Annotated in this window: 17 protein-coding genes; 5 read left to right on the top strand and 12 right to left on the bottom strand. The window is 43.5% G+C overall.

What is annotated here, in order from left to right:
- Positions 1–95 precede the first annotated feature (95 nt).
- The 5 genes from BN1002_RS07160 to fadH form a co-directional block, all read right to left on the bottom strand.
- Complete coding sequence (locus BN1002_RS07160; RefSeq protein WP_048827818.1) at positions 96–1,619, bottom strand: MDR family MFS transporter; 1,524 nt, start codon at positions 1,617–1,619, stop codon at positions 96–98.
- A gap of 55 nt (positions 1,620–1,674) precedes the next feature.
- On the bottom strand, positions 1,675–2,121 hold the full coding sequence (gene cbpB, locus BN1002_RS07155) for a cyclic-di-AMP-binding protein CbpB (RefSeq protein WP_048824320.1): 447 nt from the start codon (positions 2,119–2,121) through the stop codon (positions 1,675–1,677).
- A gap of 125 nt (positions 2,122–2,246) precedes the next feature.
- Positions 2,247–2,483 (bottom strand): YkuJ family protein, encoded by a 237-nt coding sequence (locus BN1002_RS07150; protein WP_048824319.1) that lies wholly within the window; start codon positions 2,481–2,483, stop codon positions 2,247–2,249.
- 222 nt (positions 2,484–2,705) lie between these two features.
- Positions 2,706–3,419, bottom strand: a complete 714-nt coding sequence (locus tag BN1002_RS07145; RefSeq protein WP_048824318.1) for a DUF3993 domain-containing protein — start codon at positions 3,417–3,419, stop codon at positions 2,706–2,708.
- A gap of 336 nt (positions 3,420–3,755) precedes the next feature.
- A complete protein-coding gene (gene fadH, locus BN1002_RS07140; RefSeq protein WP_048824317.1) occupies positions 3,756–4,520 on the bottom strand; it encodes a 2,4-dienoyl-CoA reductase in 765 nt (254 codons plus the stop codon).
- 172 nt (positions 4,521–4,692) lie between these two features.
- Here fadH and BN1002_RS07135 point away from each other — a divergent pair, with 172 nt between their 5' ends.
- Positions 4,693–5,571, top strand: coding sequence for a metallophosphoesterase (locus BN1002_RS07135; protein WP_048824316.1), 879 nt, complete (start codon positions 4,693–4,695; stop codon positions 5,569–5,571).
- 34 nt (positions 5,572–5,605) lie between these two features.
- On the opposite strand, the gene BN1002_RS07130 is transcribed toward BN1002_RS07135, so the two are convergent.
- Positions 5,606–7,735 (bottom strand): sensor domain-containing protein, encoded by a 2,130-nt coding sequence (locus BN1002_RS07130; RefSeq protein WP_082036170.1) that lies wholly within the window; start codon positions 7,733–7,735, stop codon positions 5,606–5,608.
- Positions 7,736–7,964: 229 nt separating this feature from the next.
- Here BN1002_RS07130 and BN1002_RS07125 point away from each other — a divergent pair, with 229 nt between their 5' ends.
- The 3 genes from BN1002_RS07125 to BN1002_RS07115 all read left to right on the top strand — a co-directional run bounded on the left by BN1002_RS07125 (position 7,965) and on the right by BN1002_RS07115 (position 10,421).
- Positions 7,965–8,579 (top strand): PadR family transcriptional regulator, encoded by a 615-nt coding sequence (locus BN1002_RS07125; protein WP_048824315.1) that lies wholly within the window; start codon positions 7,965–7,967, stop codon positions 8,577–8,579.
- Positions 8,569–9,825, top strand: a complete 1,257-nt coding sequence (locus tag BN1002_RS07120) for an MFS transporter (protein WP_048824314.1) — start codon at positions 8,569–8,571, stop codon at positions 9,823–9,825. Before BN1002_RS07125 ends, BN1002_RS07120 begins: the two co-directional genes overlap by 11 nt.
- Before the next feature lie 134 nt (positions 9,826–9,959).
- On the top strand, positions 9,960–10,421 hold the full coding sequence (locus tag BN1002_RS07115) for a YkyB family protein (protein WP_048824313.1): 462 nt from the start codon (positions 9,960–9,962) through the stop codon (positions 10,419–10,421).
- A gap of 41 nt (positions 10,422–10,462) precedes the next feature.
- Here the strand turns inward: BN1002_RS07115 and BN1002_RS07110 are convergent, their stop codons facing one another.
- The gene (locus BN1002_RS07110) at positions 10,463–11,782 is read right to left on the bottom strand and encodes an MFS transporter (RefSeq protein WP_048824312.1); all 1,320 of its coding nucleotides are present in this window, start codon (positions 11,780–11,782) and stop codon (positions 10,463–10,465) included.
- A gap of 289 nt (positions 11,783–12,071) precedes the next feature.
- On the opposite strand from BN1002_RS07110, the gene BN1002_RS07105 reads away from it, so the two are divergent.
- Positions 12,072–13,217, top strand: a complete 1,146-nt coding sequence (locus BN1002_RS07105; protein ID WP_048824311.1) for an aminotransferase A — start codon at positions 12,072–12,074, stop codon at positions 13,215–13,217.
- A gap of 41 nt (positions 13,218–13,258) precedes the next feature.
- On the opposite strand, the gene BN1002_RS07100 is transcribed toward BN1002_RS07105, so the two are convergent.
- The 5 genes from BN1002_RS07100 to BN1002_RS07080 all read right to left on the bottom strand — a co-directional run bounded on the left by BN1002_RS07100 (position 13,259) and on the right by BN1002_RS07080 (position 17,290).
- Entirely contained in the window at positions 13,259–14,137 is an 879-nt protein-coding gene (locus BN1002_RS07100; protein ID WP_048824310.1) for an NAD(P)-dependent oxidoreductase, read from the bottom strand.
- Positions 14,138–14,297: 160 nt separating this feature from the next.
- Positions 14,298–14,771: a hypothetical protein gene (locus BN1002_RS07095; protein ID WP_048824309.1), complete on the bottom strand. Its 474-nt coding sequence runs from the start codon at positions 14,769–14,771 to the stop codon at positions 14,298–14,300.
- 94 nt (positions 14,772–14,865) lie between these two features.
- The gene (locus BN1002_RS24030; RefSeq protein ID WP_197072764.1) at positions 14,866–15,009 is read right to left on the bottom strand and encodes a hypothetical protein; all 144 of its coding nucleotides are present in this window, start codon (positions 15,007–15,009) and stop codon (positions 14,866–14,868) included.
- A gap of 299 nt (positions 15,010–15,308) precedes the next feature.
- Positions 15,309–17,024 carry a phosphoenolpyruvate--protein phosphotransferase gene (gene ptsP, locus BN1002_RS07085; protein WP_048824307.1) on the bottom strand — a complete coding sequence of 572 codons (1,716 nt, stop codon included), beginning with the start codon at positions 17,022–17,024 and terminating at the stop codon, positions 15,309–15,311.
- Positions 17,024–17,290, bottom strand: a complete 267-nt coding sequence (locus BN1002_RS07080; RefSeq protein WP_048824306.1) for a phosphocarrier protein HPr — start codon at positions 17,288–17,290, stop codon at positions 17,024–17,026. The genes ptsP and BN1002_RS07080 overlap by 1 nt, the downstream gene beginning before the upstream one ends.
- Between the last annotated feature and the right edge of the window lie 156 nt (positions 17,291–17,446).

The following is a 17,446-nucleotide window of genomic DNA, read 5'->3' as shown; positions in this document are numbered from 1 at the left end:
TCCTCCATAAGTTTTTCTTATATTATAACGCATCCTAACCAGTTTAGAAATTTTCTTAAACAATGAAAAAAGACCGGGTAAATCCCACCCGGACTTTAAGAAGATTTTTTTCTCGGCAAAAATGAAATTAAGATAATGCTCAGCACCGCGAATATTAGAACACCCAAATATACAGTATGAAGGGAAGCGGTCAGCCCTTCCTGCAGCAAGGACTTTGTTTCCGCGGGAAGTGTCGCCCGCTCTTTTGCGTCTAATAGGGTGTTGGCTGTCTCCAATGTCGGGCCTTCGCCGCTGCTTGTCCCATTCTTCTCCAAATAAGAGACAAAGCGGCTGTTCAGGATACCTCCCAATAGTGCCGCGCCAATCGTATTCCCAAGGTTCCTCATAAACATGTTTGATGCAGTGGCGATTCCCCTCTGCTGCCAGCCGACTGTTCCCTGGATCAACAGGATGAATGCTGTAGAGGTAAGCCCCATCCCGGCCCCGGTCATAAATGAGCCGCCCGCCGCCCATATCGGCCCGGCTTCCGGTGTCATGGTCGCAAAGATGGCTCCGCCGGCCACCAGGAACACACCGCCGAGCAATGAAGTAAACCGATAACCTTTGGCCAATGCCAGCCTTCCCGAAAAGGCCGAGGCTATAGGCCAGCCAATTGACATAGCTGTCAGGGCAAAACCGGCGACAATTGGCGATTGCTCCATGACGCCCTGGACAAAAGCCGGAAGGAAGCTTGAAATTCCAATAAGCATGACACCGGTCGTAAGGGAAACGATATTTGCGATAAATATCGATTTCTCCTTCCAGATGGAAAAAGGCATCATTGGTTCGGCTGCACGTCTCTCTTGCAAAACAAAGAGCACGATGGCGGCCATGCTGATTGAGAAGAACAGGAACGCGGGAAGTGAAGTCCAGCTAAAGCGATGCCCTCCTTCAACCAATATATACATCAGGGAGGATATTCCAATGGTGATCAGTATGGCGCCCGGATAATCTATTTCATGCTTTTTCTTCACAACCTTCTCATGAAGGAAAAACCAGAGGCCGGCCATGGATAGAATGCCCAGCGGGATATTGACCCAGAAGACATAATGCCAGCTGACGTATTCGACAAGGAATCCTCCAATCGCTGGTCCCATGACTGCGGAGATGCCCCATACACTGGAAAGATAGCCTTGTACTTTAGCCCTTTCCTCTGTGTTGTATATATCGCCTACAATTGTGGTCGCAATCGGCATGACAGCCCCTGCCCCGAATCCCTGGATGAGCCTGAATACGATCAACATATGCATCGATTCAGCGAAGCCGCACAAAATCGATCCTGTCATAAATACGGTTAGCCCAAACAGCAGAACGGGTTTCCTGCCAAATAAATCAGCCAGTTTACCATAAATAAGGACGGTTACAGAATTCATCAATAAATAAGACGAGAATACCCAGCTGTAAAGCGAAAAACCTCCCAGCTCGCCAACAATTGCGGGCATCGCCGTCGATACAATTGTTGCCTCGATTGCGCCCATAAACATGGCGAGCATGACAGCCGCAAGGACAAGAGGCCTTTTCGTCCTCTTGCCCTTCAATTTAGCATTTAAAGCCTCTTCCACTAACTGCACCTCTTTCATCAAATAACTTTCCCATGAAAGCAATACAGCCCCCAGCCGGGAGCCATATTGTCTGTTAATTTTTATTCAATTTCTTTAAATGTTTGTTCAACTGGTTTAATACCGTGCTTCTTGGCAATATCCCATCGAAATATCCATCGCCGGATTCCACACATAAAAAAGGATTGTTAATCAGCAATTCGATGCATCGGCTGATGGAAGAGTCCACATTCACCCTTGGCACAGCGCGATCCATAATTTCCTCCACACGTTTTTCTTCAAGTTTCTCGAATTCTATCCGCTCCAGGCCAAGAATTGAATCCATAATAAGTCTAGTACTTATCAGGCCATGAAGCCGGTAATGAGGATCGAGGACCGGAATGGCGGTATAGCCCGATTTTGTTAGCACAAGAAGTGCATGCTCCAGATTATTTCCCACCTGGACATGGGCAACCCGCTCGGAAGGAATCATTAAATCTTTAATGCTATTTTCCAAAAACTCACCACTATGAAGACTAATCATCTGCGAATACTCCTCAATTTTGTTGTACACCATTTATATTTTAACACAGATTTTCATACTGTTGGCTTATTTACTATATGAAAACTGAAAGGAAAAAGGAACCCAATTTAGGTTCCTTCGTGCATTCATTGAATCAAATCAAAAATTTCGATCGTTATCATGTCAATATTATCGAATTGATAGCGTTTTGGCTTTTCTTTGTCATTATATACTTCCAGTTCAAAGGTTTCGGTCTTTGGATGGAATGTAACCTGGCATTTTCTTTCACCATTCACTTCGAAATACCGCTGTGCAGGCTCACCGCTGCCGGACTGCTCCTGCAAATTTTTTAAGCGTGTAATGATCCCTTGTAGCTGTGACATACTTTCTCTCCTTTCAAACACAAACAAGCTTATGCTATTAGATTTCTCTACAAGCATGTTTCTATCCATAAAAGACACCAGGATTCATAAAAATGGCCCCGGCCTTGTTTGCCAATATTAACAGCATAAATTAAGTTTGCAGTCAGATACAAGTAAAAACTAATTGATTTGAAAATTTTTTGTTGAATAAAGCCGCCCGCTTGTTAACGGAGGGCCTGGAATTCAGTTTTCTAGAGCCAATTGTTCGCTTCCGCTATTCAGTAGGTTTTCCAGTGCGCCAGCATCATTTGAACCAAGAAAAGCTGCATATTGGAACAAGCTAGAGATGGGATTCATACCCATTTGGAATTGGAGCGAAGCCGCTTCCGCTTCTCCACTTAGTTCTGATTCTTCACCTGAAGAAAGGTTCTTTAAAGCAGCCGCTTTTTTCGTCTTGACTTGTTTTGCAGATTTGTTTAGGACTGATTCAGGAATTTGATTATATAAATACCGGGATACCTTCCAGTTTCCGTCTTCCTTTGTCAGTAACAAGCCTTCATAATGGCTATCATATCCGACTGGCCCTTCGGTGCTTTCAGGGAAAAATTCGAACACATAGGCCTTATTCCCCTCTTGGACAACCTCAGTGGATTCGGAAAAATTGTAAAACGGAATATAATACTGGGCAAAATCAGAGCCATATGTCACATATTTACCGTTTTCCTCCACGACATTTTCTTCCCAGAAAAGGCCGATATAATCATCGGTAAAGAATGGATTAAGAATCTCCTTTATTTCCTGCTTTGTCCTGGGTTCCTCACTCAGAGATACTTGGGCATCAAATCCTCCTCTAAGAGCGGCGAAAATTTCGTCTCTTCCTGAATTGGCCGTTTCAGCCTTTGAGTGGATTGGCAAAAACATGATGAAAGCACAAATTAGCATAATGGCTTTTTTCATAATCTCTCCCCCTATTTCCCTCTTTATAATTCGTGTTTTTCTTAAAGGCTCCATTACGAAATAATGCGAAATAATTCGAAAAATAAACGCATAATTTGACAAAGCAGATATGTTATTCTTTACCCTATGTTTCATTTATGTAACCTACCCATCCGTATTATGAAAAAAAACAGGGCGGAAGACCCATGGAAGACAATTTACCCGTTCATTTGCTATCCAACCCAGGCGGACATTTTCCTCTATAAAACCAACACAAAAGGCAGCGAGTGGATCACCTCTCGCTGCCTTTTAACGACAAATTTTAAAACTGGACCTATTATCCGGCCTTTATCCAAATTAAAATGGATGCTGGTTCAGCCATTGGCCTCCGTCCATAGTGATGCATTCTCCATTAATATAAGATGCCTTGTCTGATAAGAGATAAAGTGCTAAATCCGCTATTTCCTCTGGCTGTCCAAGCCTGCCAAGAGGGACACTGTCAATTGTCCTTTTTGCCGCTTCTTCGGATTCCCACAGCTTTTCCGCCCCTCCTGTCCGTTCAATTGGGCCTGGCGCGATGGCATTCACCCGGATTCCATACTTCCTGCCCCACTCCACGGCGAGCGTCCTAGTCATAGACAAAACCCCTGCCTTTGCCGCTGCCGAGTGGATGACCCCCGCTCCCGCGCCCCAGGCATATGTGGCAGCCATATTAATAATCCTGCCTTCTCTTCCTTTCTCAATCCAGTACCGCCCCACTTCACTGCTGCAATAAAAGGTTCCGTTCAACACAATATCAATGACTGTTTTCCATCCGTTAGGAGAAAGCTTTTCAGCAGCGCAAAGAAAATTTCCAGCAGCGTTGTTAACCAGAAAGTCAATTTGCCCATACTCCTGCAGCGTTGCCTTAACCATCCTGGCTGCATCCTCAGGTTTCCTGACATCCATTTCAATCGTCAGAATCCGCCCAGTAGCTGATTCTAATTCCGTTTTGGCTTTTAACAGCCTCTCTTGGGATCTTCCCGTTATAGCCACATTTGCTCCAGCTTCTTTAAAAGTCTTCGCCATGTACTTGCCCATCCCGTTAGAACCGCCTGTCACGATGACCGTTTTGCCCCGCATTCCCCGCACCTCCAAATGTACTGTTACATCCAGATTAGCACATACTGGAATTGTTTTTCGAAAAATAACCCTTTGTCTTACTGTATTAGCTTCTTTTCTCATTTTTGATTTGCTAGTATTAAACATAGGCACATATACTGTTTAAGAAAGTTAACATGACAGGCTGGGGATTGTGATGAAAAAACAAACACGGAGATCTTTTATTAAAACGGTCCTTGGGGCAGGCGCGGGGATTTTTGGCCTTGGCGCTGGCGGTTATTTTTACGCTAAGGAGATAGAACCCATTCTTCTTGATATTCAATCCTTGAACATATCTCATCCGCTTATCCCGGACCAGCTAAACGGTATTCGGATTGTACAATTCAGTGACACGCATATAGGGTTTCAATATACATTGGACCAGCTTGAAAGTCTGGCTGGAAAAATAAATGATTTGCTGCCTGACATTATTATTTTTAACGGCGATTTAATGGATGAGCCCAATAAATACCATGCAATTGAAAAGATTGTTCCGATTTTGCAAAAATTAAAGGCACCTTTGGGGAAGTTTTCAGTTTACGGCAACCATGACCACGGGGGATATGGAACTGAAATGTATAAAAAGGTAATGGCTGAATCAGGATTCAGTATGCTTCTGAACGAACATGCCGCCATATCGAAAAAGGGGCATTCAATTTATTTAGCCGGAATCGATGATGCCATGCTTGGTCAGCCAGACATTGATAAGGCTATCCGGAATATCCCGGCTAATGCCTATACTATTTTAATTTCCCACGCACCAGACTTGGCGGATGATGCCGCCCAGTACGATATCCATTTCCAACTAAGCGGCCACAGCCATGGCGGACAAATCAAAATCCCTTTTTTTGGCGCGCTTGTAAAGCCACCCTATGCTGAAAAGTACCACGAAGGTTTCTATACTGTAGAAGGCAAACAGCCCCTGAAGCTTTATGTTAACCGTGGCCTTGGCACAACCAGGCTGCCTTGCCGGTTTCTGTCCAAGCCGGAGCTGACTGTTTTCACTTTAAATAATCGTAAGAAAGAAAAATAAAAATCCTTTATCTTTGCGGATAAAGGATTTTTATTTAGGTATTTTCCAGATAAATTCCGATTGGATGCCTTAGATAATGTTCCTCAGCTATTTCGGGGGACACCGGCCTGGAGAAGAAGTAGCCTTGCGCTTTATGGCATCCTTCGGACGTCAAAAATTCAGCTTGCAAAGAGGTTTCCACACCTTCGGCTATCACCTCGACCCCCAGGCTTCTTCCAAGATGGATTATCGCGGAAGCAATGGCTGCGTCTTTTTCATTCCCGATAATGTCCCTCACAAAAGATTGGTCGATCTTCAGTACATCAATCGGAAATTGCTTTAAATAACTCAGCGATGAATAGCCTGTTCCGAAGTCATCTACCGAAATTGTCACCCCAAGCTTTTTAATACTTTGCAGGGCAGGTGCCGCTTCGTTCTTATTCTGCATGGAACCCTCCGTTATTTCTACCTCAAGGCTCGATGGTTGGACATTATGCTTTTCCAGCGCACTTTTCAAATAAGATATAAAATTGGGCTGCTGAAGCTGTTTCGGAGAAATATTGACGGCGACCCTGAAATCGGTATACCCTTTTCGATTCCAGGCACGGATTTGTTTGCAAGCCTGGTCAATGACCCAATTTCCGATTGAAATAATCAGCCCGCTATCCTCTGCCAATGGAATGAAGACTCCCGGTGAAATAGCACCAAGCTCACTTGAATTCCAGCGGAGAAGCGCTTCGAAACTCCTTGCTTTACCGGTTCCCAAGTCAATCTGAGGCTGATAGTGTAAATAAAGCTCCTTTTTTTCAATTGCTTTCCGTAAATGTGTCTCAATGGCAAGAAAGTTTGTTACCGTTGAATTCATTTCGGTACGGTAAAATTGATAATGCGCCCTGCCTCTATCTTTCACTCTAAAAAGTGCTTCGTCGGCGTTTTTCAGAAGGGTTTCCGCGTCTTTTCCATCGTTTGGATACATACTGATTCCAATGCTGGGTGAAATATAATATTCCTGGGAATTAAAATAAAACGACCGTTTAAACATTGACAATATTCTCTGAGCAAAGAATGCCGTAGCTTTCCTGCTCGTTTCAAGCAAGAGGATAATGAATTCATCTCCTCCCTGCCTGTATACGAAACAGCGTTCATTTTGGCACTCAAGCAGACGGCTCGAAGCTTTTTTTAAAATTTCATCCCCGACGAGATGGCCCAGTGAGTCGTTCAAATATTTGAAACGATCAAGATCAATTGAAATCAGCGCGAATTCCTTTCGGGTACGCTCGGGAGAAAAAAGCTGTTCGTTCAGCTTATCAAGCAAGGCCCTCCTGTTCAAAAGACCTGTCAACTGATCATGGAACGCCATGTATTTAATCATTTCAACATTTTTTGATTGCTCTGAAATATCTCGAATAATAACGTAAATGCCCTTTATATCACCAAATACGATGATGGGGACTGTTTTAATATGTAAGGTCAGCGGGTGGCCATTACGATGGCTAAATCGGCAATCCATTGATTCCAAAGCCATTCCGTTTCCGGTGTTTTCAACAAGCTTTGCAAAGCTCGAAAAATCAGCGTCCGAAACAAGGTCATAGATGGAATAAGTCAACAATTCCATTTCTTCGTAGCCGGTTAATTTTGCTGCGGCTGGATTGGCCTCCAGAATCCTGCCCTCCATCGATATAGAAAAAATCGCATCCATATTATTGTCCACAATGGATCGGTACCTCTGGCCACTTTCAATAATATTATTTTTTTCATTGACGTAATCAGTAACATCCCTGGTTATGGCGACAATATAGCTGACTTTCCCATCCGCGCTACTAACAGGCGATAAAAGGGTTTCTCCGAAGAACAATTCTCCACCTGATACGGAAGCGCTGTCAAAAACAGTTGTTGAACCGCCATTTAATAATGCTTTTTTATATTCTCGCTGAAGCTGGGAGGAAATTTCCTCCGGAAGGGCTTCCTGGAAGGTTTTTCCGATAGCGTCCTCTGTTATTCCAGCCATCCTCATCCCTGACTTATTGGCAAATAAGTAACGGAACACAGGGCCCTCTTCTACCTTCATGATAAAGACCATATCTTTTATATGTGTAAAAATCAGGTCGAAAATGACAGGTTCAAGATTTGCCGCCCGATTCCCATCTTCATGAATATAACTTAAAATATCGTTGCTGAATTTCATAGTATCATCCCTCGGCTTGCAGCAAGATTTTAATAACAAGGCAGAGGCCGGGCCATCTGCTGAATCATGTATTTTTTCTACATAATTCTTCTTCTATCATACTATAAGACTATCCAAAACAGGGAAATTGTCGAAAAAAAATATTCCAATACATTGGAAAACGTGTTGTTTTCTTCCTCATTTTAACATATCATATTGATATATTGAATTGATATATGGAGGTGCGGACATGTCAATCGAGCACTCAATTCTTGCTGTAATTAGCTTTAAACCAAGTTCTGGATATGATATTAAAGCAGAGTTTGAACATGAGGGAGCCGGGCTCTTTTGGGGAATGAGTTACGGAAGTATTTATCCCAAACTGAAACAGTTGGAAGAGGCGGGCCTAATAGAAGCATTGGAAAATAATCCGCAAGGCAGACGGAGAGTCCTCTACGATTTGACTCCAAAAGGGTGGAAAGAACTTGACGATTGGCTTTTGCAAAGTCCTGATTATCCTGTCATAAAGGATGAACTCTTTATGAAAATAGCAGCCTGGCACGATGAAATGGCATCGGACCGGCTAATCGGGCATTTGGAAAACCGCAGGGAGAAAAGCCTTGAAATTCTTCACTTCGTCAAAAGCTGGCCAGAAAATGGATCCTCCTATGTAAGCGGAATCGGCAAGCTTGCAATCGAACATGCAAAATCGAGGCTAGAATCGGAAATCGACTGGATTGACAAGACAATATCACTGTTGAAGAAAGGTGACTTACCGGAAGCCCAAGACCCTGACGGCATGGCGGAAAAAATCAGGAAAAGGCGCATGGATGCCCTGAAAAGAGGGCGAAGTCATGAAAAATAATATTTTTGCTGTTTTAAAAAACAGGTCTTTCCGATCTCTTTTTGGTGCCCAGGTTTTCTCGGATCTTGGCAATTGGCTTGATTTCATCGCAATTCAGGTAGTGGTCGCCTATCATTGGGGCCTGGGTGAAGGAGCCATTGCGTCTGTAATTATTGCAATGGGCCTTCCATGGGTTATCATCGGTCCTTTTGCAGGAGTGTTTGTTGAAAGATTGCCCAAGAAAGCTGTGATGATTACCAGTCTGGTCTTAAAGTTCTTTTTCGTAGCGGGCCTTTATTTTTCTCCTAATTTCTTCATTCTGCTTCTATTCGTCTTGCTTAAAGGAACGGCAGCTGCGTTATATGATCCCGCCAGACAAAGCACAATCCGTTCTGTCGTACCGGAACATGAGCTGCCTCAGGCAGTAACGTTAAGCCAGTTATCTGTAAACTCAACGAAAATCATTGGTCCGGCTCTAGGCGCGGCCATCATTTCCTTCTTTGGCGTAAAAAGCCCATTTTTATTTGAAATGGGAGGTTTTTTAATCGGGCTTCTGTTTTTATTCATGCTTCCTAAAATTGTCGAGGATTCAATTACCGGTGAACATGGAAGCAAGACTAAAGATGCAAGCTTTAAAAAGCAATTAAACGAAGGAATCCAGCATATTTTCGATATGCCTTTGTTAAAGATCTCCGTTATCCTGTCCGCAGCAGCTTTTTTTATCATCTTCCTATATGATGGGCTTTTTGTTTTCATTGCAAAGGAAATTGGCTTCAATGGTGAGGATTTCGGGCTTTTGGTCAGCGCAGTAGGCGTTGGGAGTGTGGCCGGTTCACTCCTTTTAGGAAGCTGGACTGGGTGGAAAAGTCGCCCTGTCCAATTAATGGCCTTCTCTTCCTTGGTCAGTGGCCTGCTGATCGTGGGAATTGGGCTGGGAGGGATGAAGATATTCAGCCTCGCACAGTGGGGGTGGATGGCAGGCGCCTTCGCGCTCGGATTGCTTGGCTCCAGCCAATCCATTCCATATGGATATGTACTCCAGTCACAAACCCCTTCCCATATGATGGCCAGAGTATCAGCGGCAGCCTCCTCGATTCAGACGTTTTCAATGCTTATAGCTCCGGCAGTGGGAGCTATGCTCGCAAAAATGATCGGAGTTCCTGTTGTATTAATTTGGGCCGGCGTCTTAACCACACAGTTGGGTTTTGGGGTGTTATCATTTCGTTCAGCTAAGTCACAGACACACATGGCCAAAGCAAAAGGATAACTAAAAACGCCCTTCGAGGGCGTTTTTAATTCGAGAAAGCTAATCGCTTTTCAATGGTGGTAACCGTTTCTATTTGGAGGGTAAAAGGGTATAATAAAAGTAATAATAATAGTTAATATGAAAGGAGACTTTGCTTGAACAGCAAATACCCCCAACCTTCTATTGAACAATTTTCAGTGAATAACCTCTCCCAAGCTATTTATATTGTCAATCGGCATGCGAAAACGGCTCCCAATCCAAAATTCCTGTATCACCTTAAGCATGAAGCATTAAAAAAGCTGCTCCTTGAGGGCAAAGCAAAAAAACTCGGCCTGCATTTTTCTAATAACCCGAAAAACAGCAGGCAGCAATCTGATGTCCTGGTTAAATGCGGAGATTACACGTTCCACATCCCTCCGGAAAAAAAAGACTTTTCCGAACTGCCCCATCTAGGCTCCCTTGACGGGCTGACAAGAAATCCAAAAGCGGCCCTTTCCCTTTCTAAGGCGAAATCCATTCTAATATCCTACACCGGAGTAAAAGAGCAACAGCAGCCACCACACGGAAGAGGAACATACCAGAAGCCTGTTTTTAAAAGACTTGGCGAAAGCTATTAAGTTGAAAGAAAAAGCCGGGAAAATCCCCGGCTTTTCTATCTTTAATCCTCTTTGATCCTCCTGTGTACCAAGAGTCCGATAACTGTGAGAATAATGAGTGAACCAAGAGCCATCCTGCTGGCAATATTCCCATAATCAGCAAAAGCAAGCGTAATGCTCCCGTACAAAAGAGGGCCAATAATGGAAGAGACTTTACCTGAAAAAGCGAAAAGGCCAAAAAATTGCCCACGCTTGTTTTCAGGTGTCAGATCTACAATATAAGTCCGTGTTGTAACCCACATCGAACCGAGCGCAACCCCAAACATACTGCCGGCAATCCAGAACATCGCCCCGTTTACTGCCAGGGTCGCAATCACAAGTGCAACCAATAAAAGGATTCCCACATAGTATACCGCTTTTCTCGCTCCCCTTTTTTTCGTTACATAACCGAATATGAAAGAACCGATGATGCTCGATACTGTCGATACAAGGTAAAGCAATATAAACTGTCCGGTAGAGAAGCCAACAATAGTTTTTGCGTATACGGCCATCATCGCAATCGTTGTTGCAATCGAGTCATTAAGGAAAAAGTAGGCAATCATAAAAGTAAAAATATTTTTATGGGCCCGCATTTCCTTGAACGTAACGATAATTTCCTTGTATCCTGTCAAAAAAGGTTCTTTTTTCGGCGAAGGGAAAGGCTTATCTTTGATAAAAAAGAATAATGGCAAAGAGAAGACGAAGAACATAATTCCTGTCGGGATAAAAGCTTCATGGAAGCCATCGTTACCGACAAAAGGATAAACGGCAAGCCCCACAAGCGTCCCTATATAGCCTACAGCAACCCCGAATCCTGAAATAAGCGGTATTTCCTGCTTTGTTCCTAAGTCCGAAATCATCGCATCATAAAATACAAGACTTGAATGGTAAAAAAACTTGGCTATGATAAAAAGGATCAAAACTGAGACTAGCGGAATCGGCATTCCAAACCATTTTCCGGAAAAGTCTGCGCCCCCAAAGACCCCCATAAGAATCGTCGCAAGGGCTGCAATAATTGTAAAAATCACAATGTACTTCTTTTTTTGCCCTGTCCTGTCAATCATGACTCCATATAGGGGTGAAAATATGACAAGGAAAAAACTTGCGATGGCATTAGAATATGAAACGAACGTACTAGCAATCTGATTTAAAACTTCATTATTTCCTATAGCCTCTGTCATATAAAAAGGGAAAAAAATTGTATTGATATTCGAGGAAAATATCGTATTGGCAAAATCATATAACGCCCAGGAAAATATGGGCAGTGTAAAATACAGCTTCCATCCGGACCTGTTCAAAGCCGGTGCAGGAGTATTTTTTCCTGCTGTTTCTGTTTGTCCCATCGCTTCATCTCCAATCTTTTAATTCTGGTTCGTTTGCAATAACTGAGATACGGTTGCCGCAAACGCTTGCCGATAGCCGGAATGTTGCACACCATAAAAAATCTGCCATATGGCTGCTTTAGCAATCTTTTCGGCTTATTTTAGTATATCATTATTTGATTTTATTTTTTACAAATATTTCGAATATTTTCCAATCCGGCTTTTATGGAGATTGCAACTTTTAATGGTTTTCCTGTAACATGTTAGAATATGAATGATGAGCAATTGATTTAGAGAGGCGGTTATCAATTTGGATTATTTGGTTAACAGCAGGGTGAAGGATATAGAAATTTCCGGGATCAGGAAGTTTTTTAATATGGTTGCCGGAATGGATGGCATCATTTCATTAACAATTGGCCAGCCGGATTTCCCTACCCCTAGGCATGTCAAGGAAGCCGCCATTAGAGCAATCCAAGAGAATAAAACAGTCTATACCCATAATGCTGGCCTCCTTGAAACAAGAAAGGCGGCAGCCAATTTTGTAAAGAAGAAATATGGTCTCGGGTATGACCCGGAATCAGAAGTCATCGTAACAACCGGTGCCAGTGAAGCCATTGATATTTCATTCCGGACCATACTTGATGAAGGCTGCGAAGTCATTCTTCCGGGGCCGGTGTATCCGGGCTATGAGCCAATTATCAAAATGTGTGGTGCTAAGCCTGTCTATGCCGACATAAGGGAAAACGGCTTCAGATTTACCGCTTCAATCATAAAAAGATATTTGAGCGCAAAAACCCGCTGTGTTGTTCTCCCCTATCCTTCGAATCCTACAGGCGCCAGCCTGTCGGAGGAAGAGTTGAAGGATATTGCTGAAATGCTTAGGGGCAAAGAAATAATCGTCCTTGCCGATGAAATTTACAGCGAGTTGTCCTTTGGAAAACCCCATGTTTCGATTGGCTCATTCCTAAAAGAACAAACAATTGTCATAAATGGTCTGTCCAAATCCCATTCTATGACCGGCTGGCGGATCGGACTGCTGTTTGCACCGGAAAATCTTGCCCGCCACATTCTGAAAGTTCATCAGTATAATGTTACTTGTGCCAACTCCATTGCCCAGGTTGCGGCGGCTGAAGCATTGACTGCCGGTATTGATGATGCCTTGCCGATGAAAGAGGAATACGAGGCAAGGCGGGATTACGTCCATGAAAGATTGGATGCTATGGGGTTGAATGCGATAAAGCCCGATGGCGCATTCTACTTTTTTGTGAAAATACCCGAAAGTTCGGAATTGAATTCTTTTGATTTTGCGCTTGATCTTGTCAATAAAGCAAAGGTGGCCGTTGTTCCTGGCAGCGCATTTTCGAATTATGGAGAAGGATATTTCCGCCTCTCCTTCGCTTATTCAATGGAAACCTTAAAAGAAGGCCTAGATAGGCTGGAATCATATTTAACATAAATAACGCCCCCGCTTTTTTGCGGGGGCGTTATTTATACCTTTTATTTTTGCCAGTATTTATAAATGGCCTGTGTGCCGCTGTTTTCTTCTCCCTTTTGAGCCAACTGCTCGTAAAGGGATTTGGAAAGGGACAAGCCTGGTGCGTCCATTCCCATTTTCTCGGCTTCTTCAAGGGCAATTTTCATATCCTTGATAAAATGTTTTATGTAAAAACCCGGTTCGAAATCTCCGTTTATCATTCTGGGAGCGAGGTTAGTCAATGACCAGCTGCCAGCAGCTCCTGTTGAGATGCTCTTTAAAACAGTTTCCGGATCAAGGCCTGCTTTTTCAGCATAAACAATCGCCTCTGATACGCCCAACATATTGGAAGCAATAGCAATCTGATTACACATTTTCGTATGCTGGCCGGAACCCGCTTTTCCCTGGTAAACGATATTAGTCCCAAGCTTCTCAAGCAGAGGGAGAACAGCCTTAAAATCCTCTTCATCCCCGCCTGCCATAACTGCGAGCCTCGCCTCCCGTGCGCCGATATCTCCTCCTGATACTGGAGCGTCAATCGAATGCATTCCCCGGCTCTTTGCTTCGTCATATAACTTTTTTGCCAGTGTTGGAGTAGAAGTTGTCATATCAATAAAATATGTTCCTTCTTTGGCGTTATCAAACAGCCCCTGTTCCCCAAAATATACTTCCTCCACATCATTTGGATAGCCAACCATCGTAAATATGACATTTGCCTTCTGAGCGGCATCGGCGGGTGTTTCTGCCCATTCAGCACCTTTTTCCAAAAGACTTTCAGCCTTTTCCTTGGTCCTCGTATAAACTGTTACTCTGAATCCGGCGCTTAGTAAATGACCCGCCATGCTTTTACCCATCACCCCTGTTCCTATAAAAGAAACCGAAGTATTCTCAGATGTAAACATGTCCACAACCTCCTAACCCGTAATATCTTCCATTTTAGCAGAATATCGCGGCGAGAATGGCTTTGGGGCAAAAAAAAAGACCCGGGCCGTGCCCCGGGTTTGTGCGCAATCTCCAAATCATGCACAGTATGAAGTATGTCCAAATCACACCTTTTTAACTCTACATACTTGAGGAAAAATTAGTCAAGTATGCCCGTCCGAAAACTTGCTCTTCGTTGTACAGTTCAATAGAAACAGCATTTTCTGCGGCAATCATTTTTTCCAGCTCGGCAATATGCAAGTCCAAAAGAAGCGGAAGAGGTTCCATGGAGATGTAGTTATCCCCTTTCTTTTTAACCTCAAGGAATTCTCCATTTACTACCTGCTCTTCCCCATAGATGATTTCTTCGGTTCCCAAGGCTTCCGCTAATTTAGGATTATGGATCAGGATTCTAATTTTGTACATGTCCTGACCTTGCAAAAGCTTATCCTGGATTTTAAACCGGAACTGCAGTTCATTATTGTTCGTTAAATGCGCCTCCGCATAACGGTCAGCAATCAAGTCTTTATCGGCAAAGAGGCCGCATCCGGCCAGAAAGAAAAGGATTGTAACTATCCCTGCCATCAACCAGGGCCTTCTGACGATGCTGATCATTCCCTATCACTCCTTTTCTTTCTACCTTTTCCAAAAGGAGGACGTCATAAACAAGCCTTCAACAACAAAAAAACCCCAACGAGGGGGTTTTTGTTTAAATTGTATCTGGTTTATTCTTTTGTTTCGAGTTACCCATTGATTGCATTTGATTCTTCAATTTTTCACGTGAATCTTTATTTCTCATTAAATATGCAGCACCAAGCGCAACAGTTGTCAAAAGCATTTTTTTCCTATCCACTTTATTAACCTCCTTAAAATTGCCTACATAAAAAAACTTCCCCTTCCCTGCCATTTGTAAACACAATGACAGTGAAAAGGAATTTCCTTATTAACCATACTTATCCAGATTTTCACCTACATATCTTGGGAAAGGCTTCCCAGGTTTCAAACCCAAAGGCAAAAAAAATCCGGCTGCTTCCGCAGCCGGCAAAAAGGGGGAAAATGAGAATGATTAGCTTACACTAAATCAAACTTGTTGCTTGGTACTCATTTACCCGCACTGTCGTAGGTAAAACCTATTTTTATATTTCAATCTTATTACAGTTCCGTTACATTCTTTACAGCTTCCATTACTTCTTCTACGGTGCCCATTAATAGAGCGCTCGCAGCCAATTCTTCCATCTCTGACTTCTTCAGCTTTTTCATAAGTGAACGGGCGCGTAAAATGGAAGTCGCACTCATTGAAAACTCATCCAGCCCAAGTCCTACAAGCAAAGGAATAGCTGTAACGTCACCCGCCATCTCCCCGCACATGCCTGCCCATTTTCCTTCTGCATGCGCAGCATCAATGACCATCTTGACAAGCCGCAGGATCGATGGGTTGTATGGCTGATACAAATAGGATACACGTTCGTTCATCCTGTCAGCTGCCATTGTATACTGGATCATATCATTTGTTCCGATGCTGAAGAAATCAACTTCTTTTGCAAATTGATCTGCCAGAACAGCAGTTGATGGTATTTCCACCATGATGCCGACTTCAATTTTTTCGGAGACCGTAATGCCTTCACTAACTAACTTTGTTTTTTCTTCCTCCAAAATCCCTTTAGCTTCACGGAATTCATTCAAAGTGGCAATCATTGGGAACATTATTTTCAAATTGCCATAAGAGCTGGCTCTCAGTAAGGCACGCAGTTGTGTGCGGAAAATTTCTTTCTGATCAAGACACAGCCGGATTGCCCTATACCCGAGGAATGGATTCATCTCTTTTGGAAGATTCAAGTAAGGCAGTTCCTTATCTCCCCCAATATCCAGGGTCCGGACAACAACAGGCCTTCCTTTCATGCCTTCCAGTACAGCTTTGTAAGCCTCATACTGCTCTTCTTCCGTAGGCATTTGGTCTCTACCCATATAAAGGAATTCTGTCCGATATAGGCCGACAGCTTCGGCACCATTTTCGAGGGCTCCCTTTAAATCTTTTGGAGTCCCAATATTAGCCCCAAGCTCTACTTCATGGCCATCGGCAGTCACTGTTTTTTCGTTGACCAGTTTTGCCCATTCGGCTTTTTGAGCCTCGTAATCCTCTTTCACCTGTTCATAAGCCTTTACCAATTCTGGTGTAGGGTTAATATGAACTTCTCCCTTTAGGCCATCCACAATAACAAGATCACCGTTTTTGATTTCCTCGGTCGCCGACCTCGTTCCGACAACAGCGGGGATTTCCATTGATCGCGCCATGATGGCCGAGTGGGAAGTCCTTCCTCCGATATCGGTCGTAAAGCCTTTGACAAATTGGCGGTTCAACTGGGCGGTATCTGAAGGGGTCAAATCCTCCCCGACGATGATTACCTCTTCGGCAATCATCGAAGGATTGGGCAATTGGACGCCCATTAGCCTGGCAAGGACTCTCTTAGTCACATCACGGATATCGGCAGCCCGCTCCTTCATATACTCATTGTCCATCTGCTCAAACATCGAGATGAACATGCCCGCGGTTTCATCCAACGCCACTTCGGCATTAACCTTGTCTGTTCTGATTCTGTCTTCAATTGGTGAAACTAGTTCAGGGTCAGAAAGGACGAGAAGGTGGGCTTCGAAAATCGCCGCTTTGTCTTCCCCAAGTTCCTCCCTCGCCCGGTCACGGATTTGGGATAACTCTCCTTTTGATTGTTCCAATGCAGACCGGAATCTTGCAACTTCGGCTTCCGCATCTTCAACCGCTTGCTTCTTGAATGATAAATCAGGCTCAATCAGCTTATATGCCTTGGCAATGGCAATGCCATTCGAAGCAGCAATCCCCTGCAAAAAAGCCATTATTCAGCCAATCCTTCTTTTTTGAGAGTTTCCTCCAACGTTTTTAGCGCTTCTTCTGAATCGCTTCCTTCCGCGGAGATGGAAATCGTTGAGCCTTGTCCGATTCCCAGGGACATAACGCCCATGATGGATTTCAAGTTTACTTTTTTGCCTTTATACTCAAGATTGATATCGGAATCAAACCTGCTAGCTGTTTGTACCAGCAGTGTAGCCGGCCTTGCATGGATTCCTGTGTCCGCAGTAACTGTAAATTGTTTTTCTGCCATTAAAATCAAACTCCTTATTCAATTTATTTTGGGATACGTCCTTTTTCTATTCCCTTATCTTTATCACAAGAAAGCAGCTTTATTTACAAAGAAACGTAAATCCCTTAACCTCATTAACTTAACCAATTTCCAAACTTTAGTCAACTAAACTGAAAT

The organism is Bacillus sp. B-jedd (assembly GCF_000821085.1).
Classification (GTDB): Bacteria; Bacillota; Bacilli; order Bacillales; family Cytobacillaceae; genus Bacillus_D.
The sequence above is the reverse complement of the archived record's forward strand: the minus strand, read 5'-3'. Positions and strand labels throughout refer to the sequence as shown.